This window comes from Nitratidesulfovibrio sp. SRB-5, from assembly GCF_019931275.1.
Classification (GTDB): Bacteria; Desulfobacterota; Desulfovibrionia; order Desulfovibrionales; family Desulfovibrionaceae; genus Cupidesulfovibrio.
In genome coordinates this window covers 1320811-1336411 of the sequence record NZ_JAIOTY010000001.1, presented here as the reverse complement: position 1 = coordinate 1336411, position 15601 = coordinate 1320811, and the positions used below count along the sequence as shown (strand labels likewise).

The following is a 15601-nucleotide window of genomic DNA, read 5'->3' as shown; positions in this document are numbered from 1 at the left end:
GTCTTCTTCCGCTTCAGCACTGCCTTGCGCTCTTTGCGAATGAGCTGGTTGATAGTGGGCATTCTGCTCCTCCGTGAAAGTGGATCGGAAACAATCGGTAAAGGCGCATGGGCATAGCCCAGCGCCTGACCGTTGTCAAGCAACATGATACGGAACCCGCCCATCACCTACGGGCAGGTTCACGCCGAACACACGGTCACCCGGGCTACCGGACACGCCGCAAGCGCTCCGGTGGGGCGGGGTTCCAGCAGCCAAGCATCCCCGCAAAATCGCCCACCATGGTCCTGAACCCAGTTTGTGTACTCCCTTTCGTCCGGATGGACAAGTTTTTTCCTCGCCACGGGACGCCCCACTGCGCGCACCGCCCATGCATGCGACTTCTCGCGTCGGGCTCCTCTTCGGATATCCCGGCCAAAAAAAGGGGACGTCCCATTCCCTAGACGCATATATATGTATGATGCCTCCCCCGGCCACCTCTCGCCCGCACTGCCCCAAAGCGCCTCCCTCCGGACGACCTCCAGCCACCTCCAGCCTCCCTGCCCACCCCGAGCCACCCCAACTCGCCCCAAGTCTCCCCAGACCATCTCAGGCCGCCATCACGCCTTCGCCCCGCCCTCTCCGCCCTCACCGACGCCCCCGCGCCTTTGCCCCTACCAGCCGCGCAACACCGCGCGCCCTCACGGGCACGCCACCCCCTTGGTCATTTTATCACAACCAAATTGGTGGACAATCGTCACCTCCCTGCCGGTTCCGCCTACAAGCGCCATGCCCAGCCCAACACCCGCGCCAGCGCCTAGACGCATGCGCAACTCACTTTAATACACTGTAAACACGACCTATTTACAGGCGCGCAACACGCACCGTACCCTCCTTCCGCCCAACACATCGCCCCACCCATACCGTCACACGGGCGCCCGCTTCCCCGTGCGTCGGCGAAACACACGCCTTTCCAACGCCAGCACAGCTGCGCGCGCCGTTGCCACGCCCTTTCCCCATCGGCCTTGTGCCGCAGGGGACGCGCCCCTGCCACGCCAAAATCAGCCGCCTGACGCTTTTCTCCCATTTGCCGCTTGACATTATGTAAAATATTTCACAAGAGGGATGCGTGAACGGCGAGATGCACTCCCGAATGCACCGCCGCTCCCGCATGCTTCTCGCACGAGAACAGCTTTTTTCGTACGCCGCCGCCCCCGAAGCGGCGCGCCATGGCAACAACACATTCATTTGGAGGATGGAAGGTATGTCCAAGCTGGTTCCCCCTCATGGTGGTAAGGGCCTCGTCTGCTGCCTGCTCGAAGGTGCCGCCCGCGAAACCGAACTCAAGAAGGCCGCTGGCCTGAAGCAGATCGAAATCAGCTCGCGCACCAAGGGCGACCTCATCATGATGGGCATCGGCGGCTTCTCTCCGCTGAACGGCTTCATGAAGAAGGCCGACTGGAAGAGCGTCTGCGAAAAGATGACCACCGCCGACGGCACCTTCTGGCCCGTGCCGGTGACCATGGACATCTCCAAGGAAGACGCCGCTGCCGTCAAGGTGGGCGACGAAGTGGCCCTGGTGCGCAAGGGTGAAACCTTCGCCACCATGAAGATCGAAGAAATCTACGAAATGACCGAAGCCGACAAGAAGTGGGAATGCGAGCTCGTCTTCAAGGGCGAAGGCCCCGACTCCCAGAAGTTCTGGGAAGTGGCGCTCGAAGACCACCCCGGCGTGAAGATGGTCATGGAACAGAAGGAATTCAACGTCGCCGGCACCGTGAAGGTGCTGTCCGAAGGTGACTTCCCCACCAAGTTCGCCGGCGTGTACAAGCGCCCCGCCGAACTGCGCGCCGAAATGGAAGAACGCGGCTGGGCCAACGTTGCCGCCCTGCAGCTGCGCAACCCCATGCACCGTTCGCACGAATTCCTGGCCAAGATCGCCATCGAAGTGTGCGACGGCGTGGTCATCCACTCCCTGGTGGGCGCCCTGAAGCCCGGCGACATTCCCGCCGAAGTGCGCGTGAAGTGCATCGACACCCTGGTCGAAAAGTACTTCGTGAAGCAGAACGTCATCCAGGCCGGTTACCCCCTCGACATGCGCTACGCCGGTCCCCGCGAAGGTCTGCTGCACGCTACCTTCCGCCAGAACTACGGCATCAACCGCATGATCATCGGCCGTGACCACGCTGGCGTGGGCGACTTCTACGGCATGTTCGAAGCCCAGACCATCTTCGACAAGATCCCCTACACCAACGAAGCCTGCCCCGAACCCGGCAAGGCCCTGATCTGCACCCCGCTGAAGATCGACTGGACCTTCTACTGCTACAAGTGCGACGGCATGGCCTCCCTGCGTACCTGCCCGCACGGCAAGGAAGACCGCGTCATCCTCTCCGGCACCAAGCTGCGCAAGGCCCTGTCCGACGGCGCCCCCGTTGCCGACCACTTCGGTCGCGACGAAGTGCTGGAAATCCTGCGCGCCTACTACGAAGGCCTGACCGAAAAGGTCGAGGTCAAGATGCAGCAGGCCGCTTCCGGCTCCGTGATGAAGTAGGCTCCGGCCACTTCAACGCACGCTACATCGGGGAGGCGCCGCAAGGCGCCTCCCTTTTTTGCGACCGGGCTTCCCGGCGCGGGCGCGATGGCCTGCCCAGCGCACAAGAAAACGTGGCCGCCTCCAGAGGGTATCCGGAGGCGGCCACGTTTTCCTGCGCGAGAGGGTACCGGGCGTGGTGAACATGGTCGCCGACATCGATACGGCCCTGCCTGCCAGGCTGGACCGGCTCCACGACAAAGAGCCCCCTACCGGGCCCACCACGGAACATGCGACCACCCGGAACGCAGCCCCTCGCGCCACAGCGCCGCATCGGGGTCCACCTTGCCCAGCAGGGCATGGAAGCGCGAAGAATGATCCAGGTGCACGGTATGGCAAAGCTCGTGCAGCAACACGTGGCGGGCCAGTTCACGCGGCAGGAACAGCAGGCTGGCGTTGCAACTGATGGTGCCCCGCGCGGAGCAACTGCCCCAGCGGGTCTGCTGCATGCGCACCACGCAGCGCTGGTAGCGGAAGCCGTGCTCCACGGCCAATGCGTGCAACCAGGGGGCCAGCCTTCGCCGGGCCATGGCCCGCAACCAGTCGCGCAACAGGTCCACGGCCACGCCATCGCCAGCCCCCCCTTCCGGCACCCGCAGGCGCAAGGCGGCGTCCACCTCTCGCAGTTCCGGGCGCATGCCCGGAGCCAGGGACGCGCGGATTACGGCATAACGCGCCTGCACCGCAGGCAGCAACACCTCGCCGGGCACGCTGCGGATGCCGTCCGGCCCCAAAAACGCCCCGCCGCCGGGAAGGATGCCATGCATGGCGCCAGTGCCTGCCTCGCCCGGTGCCCCGTCCGTGGTGCTCACCGTGCCGGGCACCGGCTCGGCCAAACCCGCCCGCAGCAGGGCGCGCACGATCCACGTTCGATGCCGTTCCAGCACCTCTGGAATGCGCGTGGCGCTGAACCCGGGCGGTATCACCACCTCCAGCCCGCGCCGGGGCACGATGCGCAACCGCACCCTTCGGGCGCGAGGACTGGTGCGCACGTCGTGGCGGGGCGGCCAGGCAACGTCACCGGGCGAAGGGGCAACACAGGTGGCATCGGGGGCGCCAGCGTCACTCCTTGCGTCATTCGCGACGTCATTCACGGCGTCATTCACGGCGTCATTCACGGCGTCATTCGCGCCATCGGGCCCGGCTTCGGGCCATCCAGACCGGATTCCGGCAAACCGCCGCATCAGGTCTTTCAGGGGGTTCGTAGGGCTCATGGGTACGGGGCTTTACCTGTGCCTGTTTAGCGAATAGTATCGCGTCGCCTCGGGCTGGCCTTTATGCAAGACCCGCACTGGAGATTCGAGACATGCTCGCCTCAAATCGTTCCGCCTCCATCTGGGGCGGCTTTATGCTCGCCGCGCTGGGCGCGGCCTTCTGCACCTGGGCTGCCATCGCCCCGTCCGAGTCGCTGTGCGTCAGCACCGGCTGCTCGCTGTACAGCAACCTGACCATTTGGGGCCTGCCCCTGTGGTGGTACGGCACAGGCGCGTTCTCGCTCCTAGCCCTGTTCTGCATCTTCGGCAAGCAGGGTGCCGCGCGCGGGTTCGTCTGGCTGATGCTGGCCGCCGACACGGCGCTGCTGGCGCTGATGGCCCTCACCGCCCCTTGCGCGGCATGCCTGGTGGTGGCCGCGCTCATCGCGGGCGCCTTCGTGGTCATTCCCGGCGAACCGCGCCGTGACCGCCAACAGGGCATTTCCATCCTGCTTCTGGCGTGGGGCGGCCTGTTCTTTGCCAACGGCGTGGCCCTGACCACCGAGCGCATGGGCGCGTGGAACCTTCAGGGGCCGGACAACGCCCCCGTCACCCTGTATTTCTCACCGTCGTGCCCTGCCTGCCGCCAGGCCATCGCCGCCCTTGCCGGTGCCGCACCGGACACCGTGGCCTACCGCCCGGTGGCTGAAAACGACGACGACATCCTGTCCATCGCGCGGATGCGGCGTTCCGTCGAACAGGGCGTGTCCGTGGCGGATGCCCTGCGCCAGGTTGTGGATGCCCCGAACACCGCGCCGGATCCGGCAATGTCCCTGTTCGAGCAGGCCCGGTTACGCTGGAAGCTGCTGCGCAACAAGACCCGCGTGCTTTCCACCGGCGCGGACCGGCTGCCGGTGATGCTGATGGCAGGCATGCCCCGCCTGCCCTTCGGCCATGGCGTGGATGGCGCCGCGCCCGCGTCCGCCCCTGCTTCTGCGCAGGCCCCGCGCCCCGTCGCCCCGCAACAGGGACCGTCAACGCCCGTGCAGGGACAAACAGGCAAGCCTGCCCCTGTCCCTGCGGGGCAGGACGCCGTGCTGCCGTTCCTCACCAACGACTTTGCGGGCTGCGGGCAAACGCCTGCCAGCAACGCCACCTGCAACTAGGCGTCGCGAGGAGGGCTCCCTCCCCCCGCCCTCCGCGCATTTCCTCGCTGCCTGCCCCGGCGTTCCGCCTTTCTGGCGTGGTTCTTCCGCGGCCCGGTCGTCAAACGACCGGGCCGCTCGCGGTCATGCCCGTCCGCCACCATCCGCCACCATCCGCCACCGTCCGCCACTATCTGCCGCAACCTGCCATCATCCGAGCGTCGTCCGATCGCCGTCCGAGTGCCATTCGGGCGCGTCGATACGGCAACCGAACCTGAATCGCTGCCATCTCCCTGCCCTGCATTTCATGGTTTGATCAAGCAATCAGAACCCGCAAGATTTGTTGACCTTTCGGGTGTTTCAGACTATGTGAAAAAAATCTTTATTTCAGCCATCGCACTCGCGCGCGCCGTGCGCGGGGTTTGCCCGGGGAGGCGACGCATCCCCCCTTTTCGCTTGGACAAAGCGAAAAAAACGCCGTATAGGGGGGTGCGCCGCAAGAGGCGTGCCCGCTAACCGCAACGGCAAAGAGTTCACATGACCATCAGGGACCTGCTCGCCGAGCACAAGGACGCCATCATCCACAAATGGATAGATGCCATGTATGGCACCTATCCGTTTGACACCGTAGGGTTCCTGCGCAGCAGCAGGGACCAGTTCTCCAATCCCGTGGGCCACACCACCGCGGCATCCGCCGTGGTCATCTTCGACGCCGTCGCCGGCGACGAGGTGGACGAGGCCCGCCTTTCCGAGGCCATAGAGGATGTCATCCGCATCCGGGCCATTCAGAACTTCACCCCCGAGCAGGCCGTGGGCGTGCTGTTCGTGCTGAAGACGGTGCTCCGCAAGATGCTGCGGGCCGCCATCATGCAGCACGGGCTGCACGACGAGCAGCTGGAGGTGGAATCGCGCATCGACACCGTGGCGCTCATGGCCTTCGGCAAGTATGCCGCCTGCCGCGAGCGCCTGCACATGATGAAGGTGGACGACTTCAAACGTGGATACGCCCAGCTCCTGCGAAGGGCTGAACGTATATTGGACAAGCCGGTAGGGGAACCGGACACGCAGAAACCGATAGCCTAGCAGCGAGGTAACGGAATGTTCATTTCACTTTTAGCGGTCATTGCGCTGGGTTGCATCGCCTGGCTGGGAGCTGCCTCAGGCTTCCAGTACCTTATCGGGGTGGTGTTGCCGTATGCCGCGGTGCTCGTGTTCATCGGCGGTTTCGTCTGGCGGATGGTGGACTGGGCCAAATCGCCCGTGCCCTTCCGCATTCCGACCACGGGCGGCCAGCAGAAGTCGCTGGACTGGATCAAGCCCGCCCGGCTCGACAGCCCCTTCACCACCGCTGGCACCGTGGGGCGCATGCTTCTCGAAGTGCTGCTGTTCCGGTCGCTTTTCCGGAACACTTCGGTCGAAATCCAGAAAGGCCCCCGCGTGGTCTACTATTCGGCCAAGTGGCTGTGGCTTTTCGCGCTGCTGTTCCACTACTGTTTCCTGTTGATCTTCATCCGGCACTTCCGGTTCTTCCTTGAGCCGGTGCCCTTTGCCCTGACGGCCATCGAGTTCGTTGACGGCATCATGCAGATCGGCGTGCCCCGCATGTTCATGTCCGACGTGCTGGTCGTTGCGGCGCTCGGCTTCCTGCTGGCCCGCCGCCTGTTCAGCGAGAAGGTTCGCTACATCTCGCTGGCCAACGACTACTTCCCGCTGTTCCTGCTGCTGGGCCTCGTGGGCAGCGGCATCTGGATGCGCTACTTCGCCAAGGTGGACATCGCCGCGGTCAAGGTCCTGACCATGGGCCTCGTGACCATGAACCCCGTGCTGCCCGAAGGCATCGGCGCGGCGTTCTTCATCCACATCTTCCTGCTCTCGTGCCTGCTTGTGTACTTCCCGTTCAGCAAGCTGATGCACATGGGCGGCGTCTTCCTCAGCCCCACGCGCAACCTGCCCAACAACACGCGCGCGGTGCGCCACGTGAACCCCTGGAATCCGCCCAAGAAGTACCGCACCTACGCGGAATACGAAGACGAGTTCCGGGAACTGATGGAAGAAGCGGGGCTGCCTGTCGACAAAACCTCTGAAGAAGCCGCTGCCGCCGAGTAAGGAGCCGACATGTCCAAACTGCCAACTCCCGACAAGCTGATCGCGACCATCCCCGCCTTCCCCATGGAAGGGTGGATGGACACCAAGCCGGACTTCAAGCCCGGCACGTGGTGCTATCCGGCCAAGGTCGACAACATGAAGGCCCTCGGCATGCCGAACCCGCACGAGTGGTCGGCCGATCAGGAAGACTGGAACCTGCCGGAAAACTGGGAAGAGATCATTTACGAAGGCCTCAAGTCGCGCCTGGACAAGCACCGCTCGCTCAAGGTGTTCATGGACATCTGCGTGCGCTGTGGCGCCTGCGCCGACAAGTGTCACTTCTTCATCGGCACGGGCGACCCCAAGAACATGCCCGTGCTGCGCGCCGAGTTGCTGCGCTCGGTGTACCGCCGCGACTTCACCACGGCGGGCAAGCTGCTGGGCAAGCTGGCCGGCGCCCGCAAGCTGGACAAGGACGTCATCAAGGAGTGGTTCTACTACTTCTACCAGTGCACCGAATGCCGCCGCTGTTCGCTGTTCTGCCCCTACGGCATCGACACCGCGGAAATCACCGCCATCGCGCGTGAGCTGCTGCACGAACTGGGCCTTGGCATCCACTGGATCATGGAGCCGGTGTTCAACTGCAACCGCACCGGCAACCACCTGGGCATCCAGCCGCACGCCTTCAAGGAAATCGTCGAATTCCTCTGCGAGGACATCGAGACGGTGACCGGCATCAAGATCAACCCGCCCTTCAACGAAAAGGGCCACGAGATCGTGTTCATCACGCCCTCTGGTGACGTGTTCGCCGACCCCGGCATCTACACGTTCATGGGTTACCTGATGCTGTTCCACGAAATCGGGCTGGACTACACCCTGTCCACCTACGCCTCGGAAGGCGGCAACTTCGGCTCGTTCACCACCTTCGACATGGCGAAGAAGCTGAACGCCAAGATGTACGCCGAAGCCGAGCGCCTTGGCTCCAAGTGGATCCTGGGCGGCGAATGCGGCCACATGTGGCGCGTGGTGCACCAGTACATGGACACCTTCAACGGCCCCACCCCGCCCAAGATGGAAGTGCCCAGGTCACCCATCACCGGCACGGTGTTCAAGAACGCGGCGTCCACCAAGATGGTGCACATCGCCGAGTTCACGGCCGACCTCATCAAGCACAACAAGCTGCGCCTCGACCCCAGCCGCAACGACCACCTGACCGTGACCTTCCACGACTCGTGCAACCCGGCGCGCGGCATGGGCCTGCTGGACGAACCCCGCTACGTGCTCCAGAACGTGTGCAACAACTACGTGGACATGCCCGAGAACACCATCCGCGAGCAGACCTTCTGCTGCGGCGGCGGTTCCGGCCTGAACACCGACGAAATCATGGAAATCCGCATGCGCGGCGGCCTGCCCCGTGGCAATGCCCTGCGGTACGTGCAGCAGAAGCACGGCGTGAACACCATGGCCTGCATCTGCGCCATCGACCGGGCCACCCTGCCCCCGCTGGCCAACTACTGGGCCCCCGGCGTCACGGTCTACGGTACCCACGAGCTGGTGGCCAACGCCCTCGTGATGCGCGGCGAACAGAAGCGCACCATGGACCTGCGGCAGGAAGAACTGCCCGGTATGGAGGATGAATAACCATGTATAACGGCAAATACATCATCCCCGGCATCGTGATCTTCGTCGGGCTGTTCACCTTTCCCTTCTGGTCCAACCTGCTGACGCCCAAGTACGAGCGCCCGCAGCTGGCCATGCCCGCGGACCAGAAGGAATGCATCGAACCGGCCGAATACATGCGCGCCGAGCACATGCACATTCTCGACGTGTGGCGCGACCAGGCCCTGCGCGAAGGCAAGCGCGCCTATGTCGCCTCCAACGGCAAGGTCTGGGACATCAGCCTGCAGAACACCTGCATGAAGTGTCACGCCAACAAGGCCGATTTCTGCGACAAGTGCCACAACTCCAACAGCGTGAGCCCCTACTGCTGGGATTGCCATGTGGCGCCGAGGGGGAACCAGTAATGAGCACCACCAGAAGACAATTCCTGAAGATCGCCGGGCTTGCCGCCTTCGGCCTTGGCACTTCGAGCGCGCTGGACGCGGCCGACGCCGTCGCCAAGGACATGCCGGGCGCCAAATACGATGTGGGCGGCAAACACCTTGCCGCCAAGCGCTGGGCCATGGTCATCGACACCCGCAAGCTGGAATCGCGCGAGGACTTCGAGCGCATCATCCACGCCTGCCATTCCGTCCACAACGTCCCCTCGATTCCCTCCAAGCAGGAAATCAAGTGGATATGGACCGACAAGTACGACCGGGTGTTCACCGACGATATGAGCCAGCACCTGTCCCCCGCCGTGCGCGAGAAGGACTACCTGCTGCTCTGCAACCACTGCGAAAACCCGCCCTGCGTGCGCGTGTGCCCCACCAAGGCCACCTTCAAGCGCGCCGACGGCATCGTGGTGATGGACTACCACCGCTGCATCGGCTGTCGCTTCTGCATGGCCGGGTGTCCCTACGGCGCGCGCAGCTTCAACTTCGGCGATCCGCGCCCCTACCTGAAGGACGTCAACCCCGCCTTCCCCACCCGCATGCGCGGCGTGGTGGAAAAATGCACCTTCTGTTCCGAACGGCTTGAGGTGGGTCTGCTGCCCGCCTGCGTCGAAGCCTCGAACGGGGCCATCCTGTTCGGCGACCTCGACGACCCGAATTCGCCGGTTCGCAAGGCCCTTGCCGAGAACTTCAGCATTCGCCGCAAGCCCTCCATCGGGACCCAGCCCGGCGTCTACTACATCGTGTAGGAGGAGAAGCCATGATCGAGAAGGTTCTGAAAGGCTCCCCGGCGTTCTACATCTGGCTGCTGTTCCTTGGCGGCATCGCGAGCCTGGGCGTCTTCGCGTACATCTTCCAGCTCAAGTACGGGCTGACCATCACCGGCATGAGCCGCGACGTTTCGTGGGGGCTGTACATCTCGCAGTTCACCTACTTCGTCGGCGTGGCGGCCTCGGCCGTGATGCTGGTGTTGCCCGCCTACTTCCATCACTACAAGAAGTTCAAGAAGATGATCATCCTCGGCGAGTTCATGGCGATCTCGGCCGTGCTGATGTGCATGCTCTTCATCGTCACCGACATGGGGCAGCCGCAGCGCATGCTGAACGTCATCCTGCACCCCACGCCGAACTCCATCATGTTCTACGACATGATGGTGCTGATGGGGTACCTGTTCATCAACGCGCTGGTCGGCTGGGTTACCCTGGAAGCCGAGCGCCACGATGTTGACCCGCCCAAGTGGATCAAGTTCTTCATCTACCTGTCGGTGGTGTGGGCGTTCTCCATCCACACCGTCACCGCCTTCCTGTACGCGGGCCTGCCCGGCCGCCACTACTGGCTGACGGCCATCATGGCTGCCCGCTTCCTGTCCTCTGCCTTTGCCTCAGGTCCGGCCATCCTGCTGCTGCTGGTCATGGCGCTGCGCCGCCTGACCGGGTTCGATCCGGGCCGCGAAGCCATCCAGACCCTGACCAAGATCATCACCTACGCCATGGCCATCAACGTGTTCTTCTTCCTGCTGGAAGTGTTCACGGCCTTCTACAGCGGCATGCCGGGCCACCAGCACCCGCTCACCTTCCTGTTCGTGGGCCACGACGGCCACGCATCGTGGGTGGTGGGCTGGATGTGGACGGCCGCCGTACTGGCCATGCTGTCGCTGTGCCTGCTCATTCCCCCACAGTTCCGCGACAACGAACGCGTGCTGCCCTGGGCGCTGGGCATCCTGGTCATCGCCAGCTGGATCGACAAGGGCCTGGGCCTCTTGATCGGCGGCTTTACCCCCAACCCCTTCGAGACGGTGACCGAGTACGCGCCCACCTTCCCGGAAATCCTCGTCACCGTGGGCATCTACGCCATCGGCCTGATGGTGCTTTCCGTGCTGTGGAAGATCGCCCTCGACGTGAAGAAGGAAGCGGGCACCTTCTAGCCGCTGTCCTGATCTGATGACCTGATCGCAAAGGGCCCGTGCCGCATCGGCACGGGCCCTTCTGCATTCGTGGCAGCACATTGCAAAAAAGCCTGGCCACGCTGGCCACGCCGCGTTCACGCGAGCATCCCTATCCTACTAGCCCCCCTGCCCCTCCTGCCTCATCCGGGCAGCTTGGCCAGCCGGACACGACGGCATGCACAGCACACGCAGCCGGACTCGTAGCGTGGCCCAGTAGCGGCCACGCTACGAGTCCGGCTGCGAAGGATTACCCCACGACAACGCCGAGCCCGGGTTACCGGCCCGTGCCCGGGGCAAATGCGCACAGGGCGCAACAACGGCGTCTCTGGACCGAAAACGTCCCGGACGACACACACCCCGACACACGCACTTCACGCTTAACAACAGCTATACGCCAGCATGTACGACCTGCACGCTACGGCTACGATCAACTCCTCATCGCCACGCATGTCGCTGCCCGCCCCCTGAACGCAAAAGGGCCGCCCCCGAAGGAGCGGCCCCATGCATGCGTGCGAACGGGGGCTTAGAACTTGTAGCCCAACGAAAGGCCTAGCACGTGGGTGCGGCCATCGTATGAATTGCCTTCGTAAACGCCGTCTGCCCGACGGACGTCGTAATGGGCATCGGACGCAACAATGTAGGTGTAGGAAAGGTCCACGGTGTAGCTGTCCCAATGGAAGCCGACACCCGTGCTGTACAACTGGCGGTCGTCGGTGGGGATCAGGTAGTCGATCCTGTTACCGGGAGCAGGTGACTCGTCGTAGGTAAAGCCAGCGCGCAGGTCCATCCACGGCGTGGCCGCGTACTCGACACCGATGCTGTAGCGCCAAGCGTCTTTCCAGTCCTTTTCCTGATTCACGAGCTTGCCTGCGCCGTTAGCGAAGGGGGGTTCATGATAGATAGCAAGATTGTCGTACAGCGACCAGCGGGTCAGCAGGGCGCCCACTTCGATGCTCAGTTCAGGAATGGGGGTGTAGGATACGCCAAAGGCGAGCATATCGGGCAGAATCACGGAACCGCGCACATCGCAATCCTGATATCCCAACACAGCCGCAGGAATACTCTGTGCACCGGCGCTAAGGGTAAAATTGTTCTCACCCTCTGCTTCCTGTTCGATCTGACTCTTGTAGCTGACACCAGCAGCCCACTGGTCGTTGAACTGGTAGTGCAGACCAGCGGTCAGCCCCCAGCCGTAGCTGTCGGCCTCAAGATTGGAATCGATGTCACGCGAGGTATCGCCGGGGTTGTTGCCGACCACAGGGTTCGCAGCGGCCGGGTCACTTTTCTTGTCCATGAGCAGCTTCAGGGTCATGAACTCGACCCCCACGGCGGCGGACAACTTGTCGGTGAGCTTGAACGCAATGTTGGGATTGTACGAGATGGTCTGGATTTCGGCATTGTAGATGTTGTAGCGACCAGCCCAGTTGCTGTCGTCGTATTCCGTACCCAGGCCGAAGCGGGTGTAGATGCCCATGCCCAGCCACAGGTTGTCCTTGAGCTGGGTGGTCAGGTAGCCGTGCGGGGGCGTCCACACGTTGTCGGCGCCTTCACCGGTGTAGGTCTGGCCGTTGTACTTAACGTCCACCTTGGCGCTGGGGATGATGGCGCTCACGCCAGCCATGACCTGGGTGCCTTCCAGCTGGGTCATCAGGGCCGGGTTGTAGGCCACGGCAGAGGCATCGGGCTTGCGGGCCACCATGGTGCCGCCCAGCGCGTTGCCGCGCGCGCCCCATTCGTACAGGGCAAAGCCCTCGGCCTGCGCGGTGCCCGCCAGGGCGGTGCACACCAGCAGACACGACACAGCCAACGATTTCAGTCGCTTCATGGATCTCCCCTAGAGTTTGTATGCCTGCCGCCGAACGATGCGCACGCGCGAAGAGAGTCCCCCGGCGCGGCTGACCGTCCAAGGGAGTACACACGGAACGTTCCGACTTTTTCAGGCAGAATGACGATTACCGTTCCCCCGCGCGTTCCCTCTCGGCCAATGGCCGAACGCACGTACCGGGGCACGGCACCCCTTAAGCACAATCGGATTTAGCTATCCGATTCGTCAACGATTTGCAACCATTCGGAAACATCCCGGAAACACGGAACAAGCGTCGCTCGCACGCACTGCCCTGGCGCTCCTGCACATATCCGACATGTCCTCCCAGCCCCGCCAAATTGCTTCGCGGCCATCCGCCACCTTATGCCGCTCCGCACCGTCCACCTGCCATTGCCGCTGGCCATCCGCCCGCAAAAGCATCGGGGCGCCGGAATCGGACCCATGATCCGTTCCCGGCGCCCCGGCATGCCGCACGCACCCGCGCGACCTCCATATGCCTACGCTATTCCGGCTCGGCGCGGCAGTCTTTGCTGTTCATGGTGCCGTCTTGCAGGCTGTTCCGCAAATTGCTCAAAGACACGTCCAGCAGGCCTCGCGCGTCCAGCACGGTTTCTATCTCGGCCACCAGGCAGCCGAAATCCACGGGCTTGGAAACATAGCCGTCCATGCCCTCGGCCAGGAACCGCTCCCGGTCCCCGGCCATGGCATGGGCCGTCATGGCGATGACCGGAACGCGCGACGGCACGCCCTTGCGGCCACGCAACGCGCGTATGGTTTCCAGGCCGTCCATCTCGGGCATCTGGATGTCCATCAGCAAAAGGTCGCAGGCTTCGCGTTCCAGCCCGGCCAATACCTCGATGCCGCTGGACACGGTGATGACGTCGTGCCCCATGCGTTCGAAAAAATACACCGCCAGCTTGCGGTTGATCACATCGTCTTCGGCCACCATGATGCGCAGCCGCCGGTTCACGCCCCGGATCACCGGCAGGCTCGCGTCGCGCGGGCGCGGTGCGACCGATTCCCCCAAGGCAAAGCGCATGGTCAGCACGAAAGTGCTGCCCGCCCCTTCCTGACTGCGCACCGCAATGTCGCCGCCCATCATCCGCGCTATCTCGCGCGAGATGGCAAGCCCCAGTCCGGCGCCTCCATATTTCTTGGTCAGGAAATTTTCGGCCAGGGTAAACGGCTCGAAGATGCGTTCCCACTTTTCGGCGGCAATGCCCACCCCGGTGTCCTCCACGGTGACGCGCAGCCCCACCGGGACTCCAGCATGTGCCGCATGCGCCCCCTGTCCGGCACCGGGCACCGGGGGCAATGCGCCATCCAGTTCCACCGACAGCGAGACGCCGCCCACCTCGGTATACTTGATGCCGTTGATGACCAGATTGGTCAGCACCTGGCGCAGCCGCGCGGCATCGCCCACCAACCGGTCGGGAACATCGGGCGACACGTTGCAGGCAAGGGTCAGATTCTTCCAGCGGGCCTGCACGTCCAGAACGCGGATAAGGTCGCCCACGGTCTCGCGCAGGTTGAACGGGGCCTCGTTGAGGGCAATGCGCCCGGCCTCTATGCTGGACATGTCCAGCAGGTTGTTGACGATGGACAGCAAGTCCAGCCCGGCCTGGCGCACCATGCCCAGGCACTCCTCCTGCTCGCCGGCGGGCCCGGCGGCCAGCAGCAGTTCGGTCAGGCCGATGATGCCGTTGAGCGGGGTGCGCAGTTCGTGGCTGATGTTGGCGAGGAACTGGGTCTTGGCGCGGTTGGCCGATTCCGCCTCCACCCTTGCCTGTTCCAGTTCGCGGGTGCGCACGGCCACCTCTGCGGCCAGGTTCTGGTGGTAGCGGCGGTTTTCGGCGCGCAACCGCCCCTGCTCGATGGCCAGGCGCACCCGATGGCCCAGCACTTCCAGATCCATGATGGGCTTGAGGATGAAATCCCAGGCGCCACGTCGCACCGCCTCAATGGCGTCCTGCATGACCCCGGTGCCGGACACCACGATGGTGGGCATGTCCGGCCTCTCGGTCGCCAGTTCGCGCAACACGTCCAGGCCGTCGATGCCGGGCATGCGCAGGTCCACCAGCACGGCGTCCGGCTGCACCGAGCGCACCAGCGCGAGGCCGGTGCGGCCATCGGTACCCTCGTGCACATTGTAGCCAAGATCTTCGAGGTAGGCGGTGATGCTGCGCCGCACCATGGTGTCGTCGTCAATGACGACCACGGTGGGCGTGTCAGACAAGCCAGACGAACCAGAGGAGCCAGGCAGGGCGAAAAAGCCGCTGGCGGAACTCATGCCCCCTCCGGCGCGGAAAGGCGGCGGAAGATGCCCTGCACCAGATCGTCCATGTTCTGCAATGGCTTGATGTACACGTCGGCGCGTTGCACGCCGATGGCGATGAGTTCCGACGGCAGTTTGTAGTTGGTCGAGCCGGTGTGGATGAGATAGCGCAACGTGGGCAGCGCCTGATGGGCGCGGATGATGAAATCGTTGCCGCTCATTCCCGGCAGGCGCATGTCGATGATGCCTACGTCCGGCCGATGGCGTTCCAGCAGGTCCAGCGCGTCCTCCCCGCTGCCTGCCGTAACCACCCGGAACCCTTCGTCCTCAAGGTACGCCTCGAGGTTTTCGCGCACCATCTCTTCGTCATCCACCACAAGGATGAGGATGTCGGCATTGTTCATAGCTACCCCGTACTGCCCGTGCTTCCCCCGCCCGGTGCGCCCCTTCGTGGAGCATGCGACTGCTCGCCGGATACATCATATGCCAGACGCGGCACTGCGTGCAACGCCG

General features: G+C 63.8%; 12 protein-coding genes. 8 read left to right on the top strand and 4 right to left on the bottom strand.

The window, feature by feature from the left end; translation table 11 throughout:
• The first annotated feature begins 1240 nt into the window (after nucleotides 1-1240).
• The gene (gene sat / locus K6142_RS05315) at nucleotides 1241-2527 is read left to right on the top strand and encodes a sulfate adenylyltransferase (protein ID WP_190243654.1); all 1287 of its coding nucleotides are present in this window, start codon (nucleotides 1241-1243) and stop codon (nucleotides 2525-2527) included.
• A 248-nt stretch (nucleotides 2528-2775) separates the two neighbouring features.
• On the opposite strand, the gene K6142_RS05310 is transcribed toward sat, so the two are convergent.
• Nucleotides 2776-3660 carry a M48 family metallopeptidase gene (locus K6142_RS05310; RefSeq protein WP_317846366.1) on the bottom strand — a complete coding sequence of 295 codons (885 nt, stop codon included), beginning with the start codon at nucleotides 3658-3660 and terminating at the stop codon, nucleotides 2776-2778.
• A 212-nt stretch (nucleotides 3661-3872) separates the two neighbouring features.
• On the opposite strand from K6142_RS05310, the gene K6142_RS05305 reads away from it, so the two are divergent.
• The 7 genes from K6142_RS05305 (at nucleotide 3873) to dsrP (ending at nucleotide 10967) form a co-directional block, all read left to right on the top strand.
• Entirely contained in the window at nucleotides 3873-4925 is a 1053-nt protein-coding gene (locus K6142_RS05305) for a hypothetical protein (RefSeq protein WP_190243653.1), read from the top strand.
• A 516-nt stretch (nucleotides 4926-5441) separates the two neighbouring features.
• Nucleotides 5442-5987, top strand: coding sequence for an RsbRD N-terminal domain-containing protein (locus K6142_RS05300; protein WP_012611240.1), 546 nt, complete (start codon nucleotides 5442-5444; stop codon nucleotides 5985-5987).
• A 15-nt stretch (nucleotides 5988-6002) separates the two neighbouring features.
• Entirely contained in the window at nucleotides 6003-7010 is a 1008-nt protein-coding gene (gene dsrM, locus K6142_RS05295) for a sulfate reduction electron transfer complex DsrMKJOP subunit DsrM (RefSeq protein WP_190243652.1), read from the top strand.
• Nucleotides 7011-7019: 9 nt separating this feature from the next.
• Nucleotides 7020-8630 carry a sulfate reduction electron transfer complex DsrMKJOP subunit DsrK gene (gene dsrK / locus K6142_RS05290; RefSeq protein ID WP_190243651.1) on the top strand — a complete coding sequence of 537 codons (1611 nt, stop codon included), beginning with the start codon at nucleotides 7020-7022 and terminating at the stop codon, nucleotides 8628-8630.
• Between the two features lie 2 nt (nucleotides 8631-8632).
• A complete protein-coding gene (dsrJ, locus tag K6142_RS05285) occupies nucleotides 8633-9013 on the top strand; it encodes a sulfate reduction electron transfer complex DsrMKJOP subunit DsrJ (protein ID WP_012611237.1) in 381 nt (126 codons plus the stop codon).
• On the top strand, nucleotides 9013-9792 hold the full coding sequence (gene dsrO / locus K6142_RS05280; RefSeq protein WP_012611236.1) for a sulfate reduction electron transfer complex DsrMKJOP subunit DsrO: 780 nt from the start codon (nucleotides 9013-9015) through the stop codon (nucleotides 9790-9792). The genes dsrJ and dsrO overlap by 1 nt, the downstream gene beginning before the upstream one ends.
• An 11-nt stretch (nucleotides 9793-9803) precedes the next feature.
• Complete coding sequence (gene dsrP, locus K6142_RS05275; protein ID WP_012611235.1) at nucleotides 9804-10967, top strand: sulfate reduction electron transfer complex DsrMKJOP subunit DsrP; 1164 nt, start codon at nucleotides 9804-9806, stop codon at nucleotides 10965-10967.
• 544 nt (nucleotides 10968-11511) lie between these two features.
• On the opposite strand, the gene K6142_RS05270 is transcribed toward dsrP, so the two are convergent.
• The 3 genes from K6142_RS05270 to K6142_RS05260 all read right to left on the bottom strand — a co-directional run bounded on the left by K6142_RS05270 (nucleotide 11512) and on the right by K6142_RS05260 (nucleotide 15492).
• Nucleotides 11512-12813: an OmpP1/FadL family transporter gene (locus tag K6142_RS05270; RefSeq protein ID WP_190243650.1), complete on the bottom strand. Its 1302-nt coding sequence runs from the start codon at nucleotides 12811-12813 to the stop codon at nucleotides 11512-11514.
• A gap of 502 nt (nucleotides 12814-13315) precedes the next feature.
• On the bottom strand, nucleotides 13316-15103 hold the full coding sequence (locus tag K6142_RS05265; RefSeq protein ID WP_190243649.1) for a response regulator: 1788 nt from the start codon (nucleotides 15101-15103) through the stop codon (nucleotides 13316-13318).
• Nucleotides 15100-15492: a response regulator gene (locus K6142_RS05260; RefSeq protein WP_190243648.1), complete on the bottom strand. Its 393-nt coding sequence runs from the start codon at nucleotides 15490-15492 to the stop codon at nucleotides 15100-15102. The genes K6142_RS05265 and K6142_RS05260 overlap by 4 nt, the downstream gene beginning before the upstream one ends.
• Nucleotides 15493-15601 lie beyond the last annotated feature (109 nt).

What these genes read in the sequence shown, in the direction of transcription:
- K6142_RS05300 (WP_012611240.1), top strand. Translation starts at nt 5,442, where the DNA reads ATGACCATCAGGGACCTGCTCGCCGAGCACAAGGACGCCATCATCCAC.
- K6142_RS05270 (WP_190243650.1), bottom strand. Translation starts at nt 12,813, where the DNA reads ATGAAGCGACTGAAATCGTTGGCTGTGTCGTGTCTGCTGGTGTGCACC.
- K6142_RS05260 (WP_190243648.1), bottom strand. Translation starts at nt 15,492, where the DNA reads ATGAACAATGCCGACATCCTCATCCTTGTGGTGGATGACGAAGAGATG.
- K6142_RS05265 (WP_190243649.1), bottom strand. Translation starts at nt 15,103, where the DNA reads ATGAGTTCCGCCAGCGGCTTTTTCGCCCTGCCTGGCTCCTCTGGTTCG.
- dsrK (WP_190243651.1), top strand. Translation starts at nt 7,020, where the DNA reads ATGTCCAAACTGCCAACTCCCGACAAGCTGATCGCGACCATCCCCGCC.
- dsrM (WP_190243652.1), top strand. Translation starts at nt 6,003, where the DNA reads ATGTTCATTTCACTTTTAGCGGTCATTGCGCTGGGTTGCATCGCCTGG.
- dsrO (WP_012611236.1), top strand. Translation starts at nt 9,013, where the DNA reads ATGAGCACCACCAGAAGACAATTCCTGAAGATCGCCGGGCTTGCCGCC.
- K6142_RS05305 (WP_190243653.1), top strand. Translation starts at nt 3,873, where the DNA reads ATGCTCGCCTCAAATCGTTCCGCCTCCATCTGGGGCGGCTTTATGCTC.
- sat (WP_190243654.1), top strand. Translation starts at nt 1,241, where the DNA reads ATGTCCAAGCTGGTTCCCCCTCATGGTGGTAAGGGCCTCGTCTGCTGC.
- dsrJ (WP_012611237.1), top strand. Translation starts at nt 8,633, where the DNA reads ATGTATAACGGCAAATACATCATCCCCGGCATCGTGATCTTCGTCGGG.
- dsrP (WP_012611235.1), top strand. Translation starts at nt 9,804, where the DNA reads ATGATCGAGAAGGTTCTGAAAGGCTCCCCGGCGTTCTACATCTGGCTG.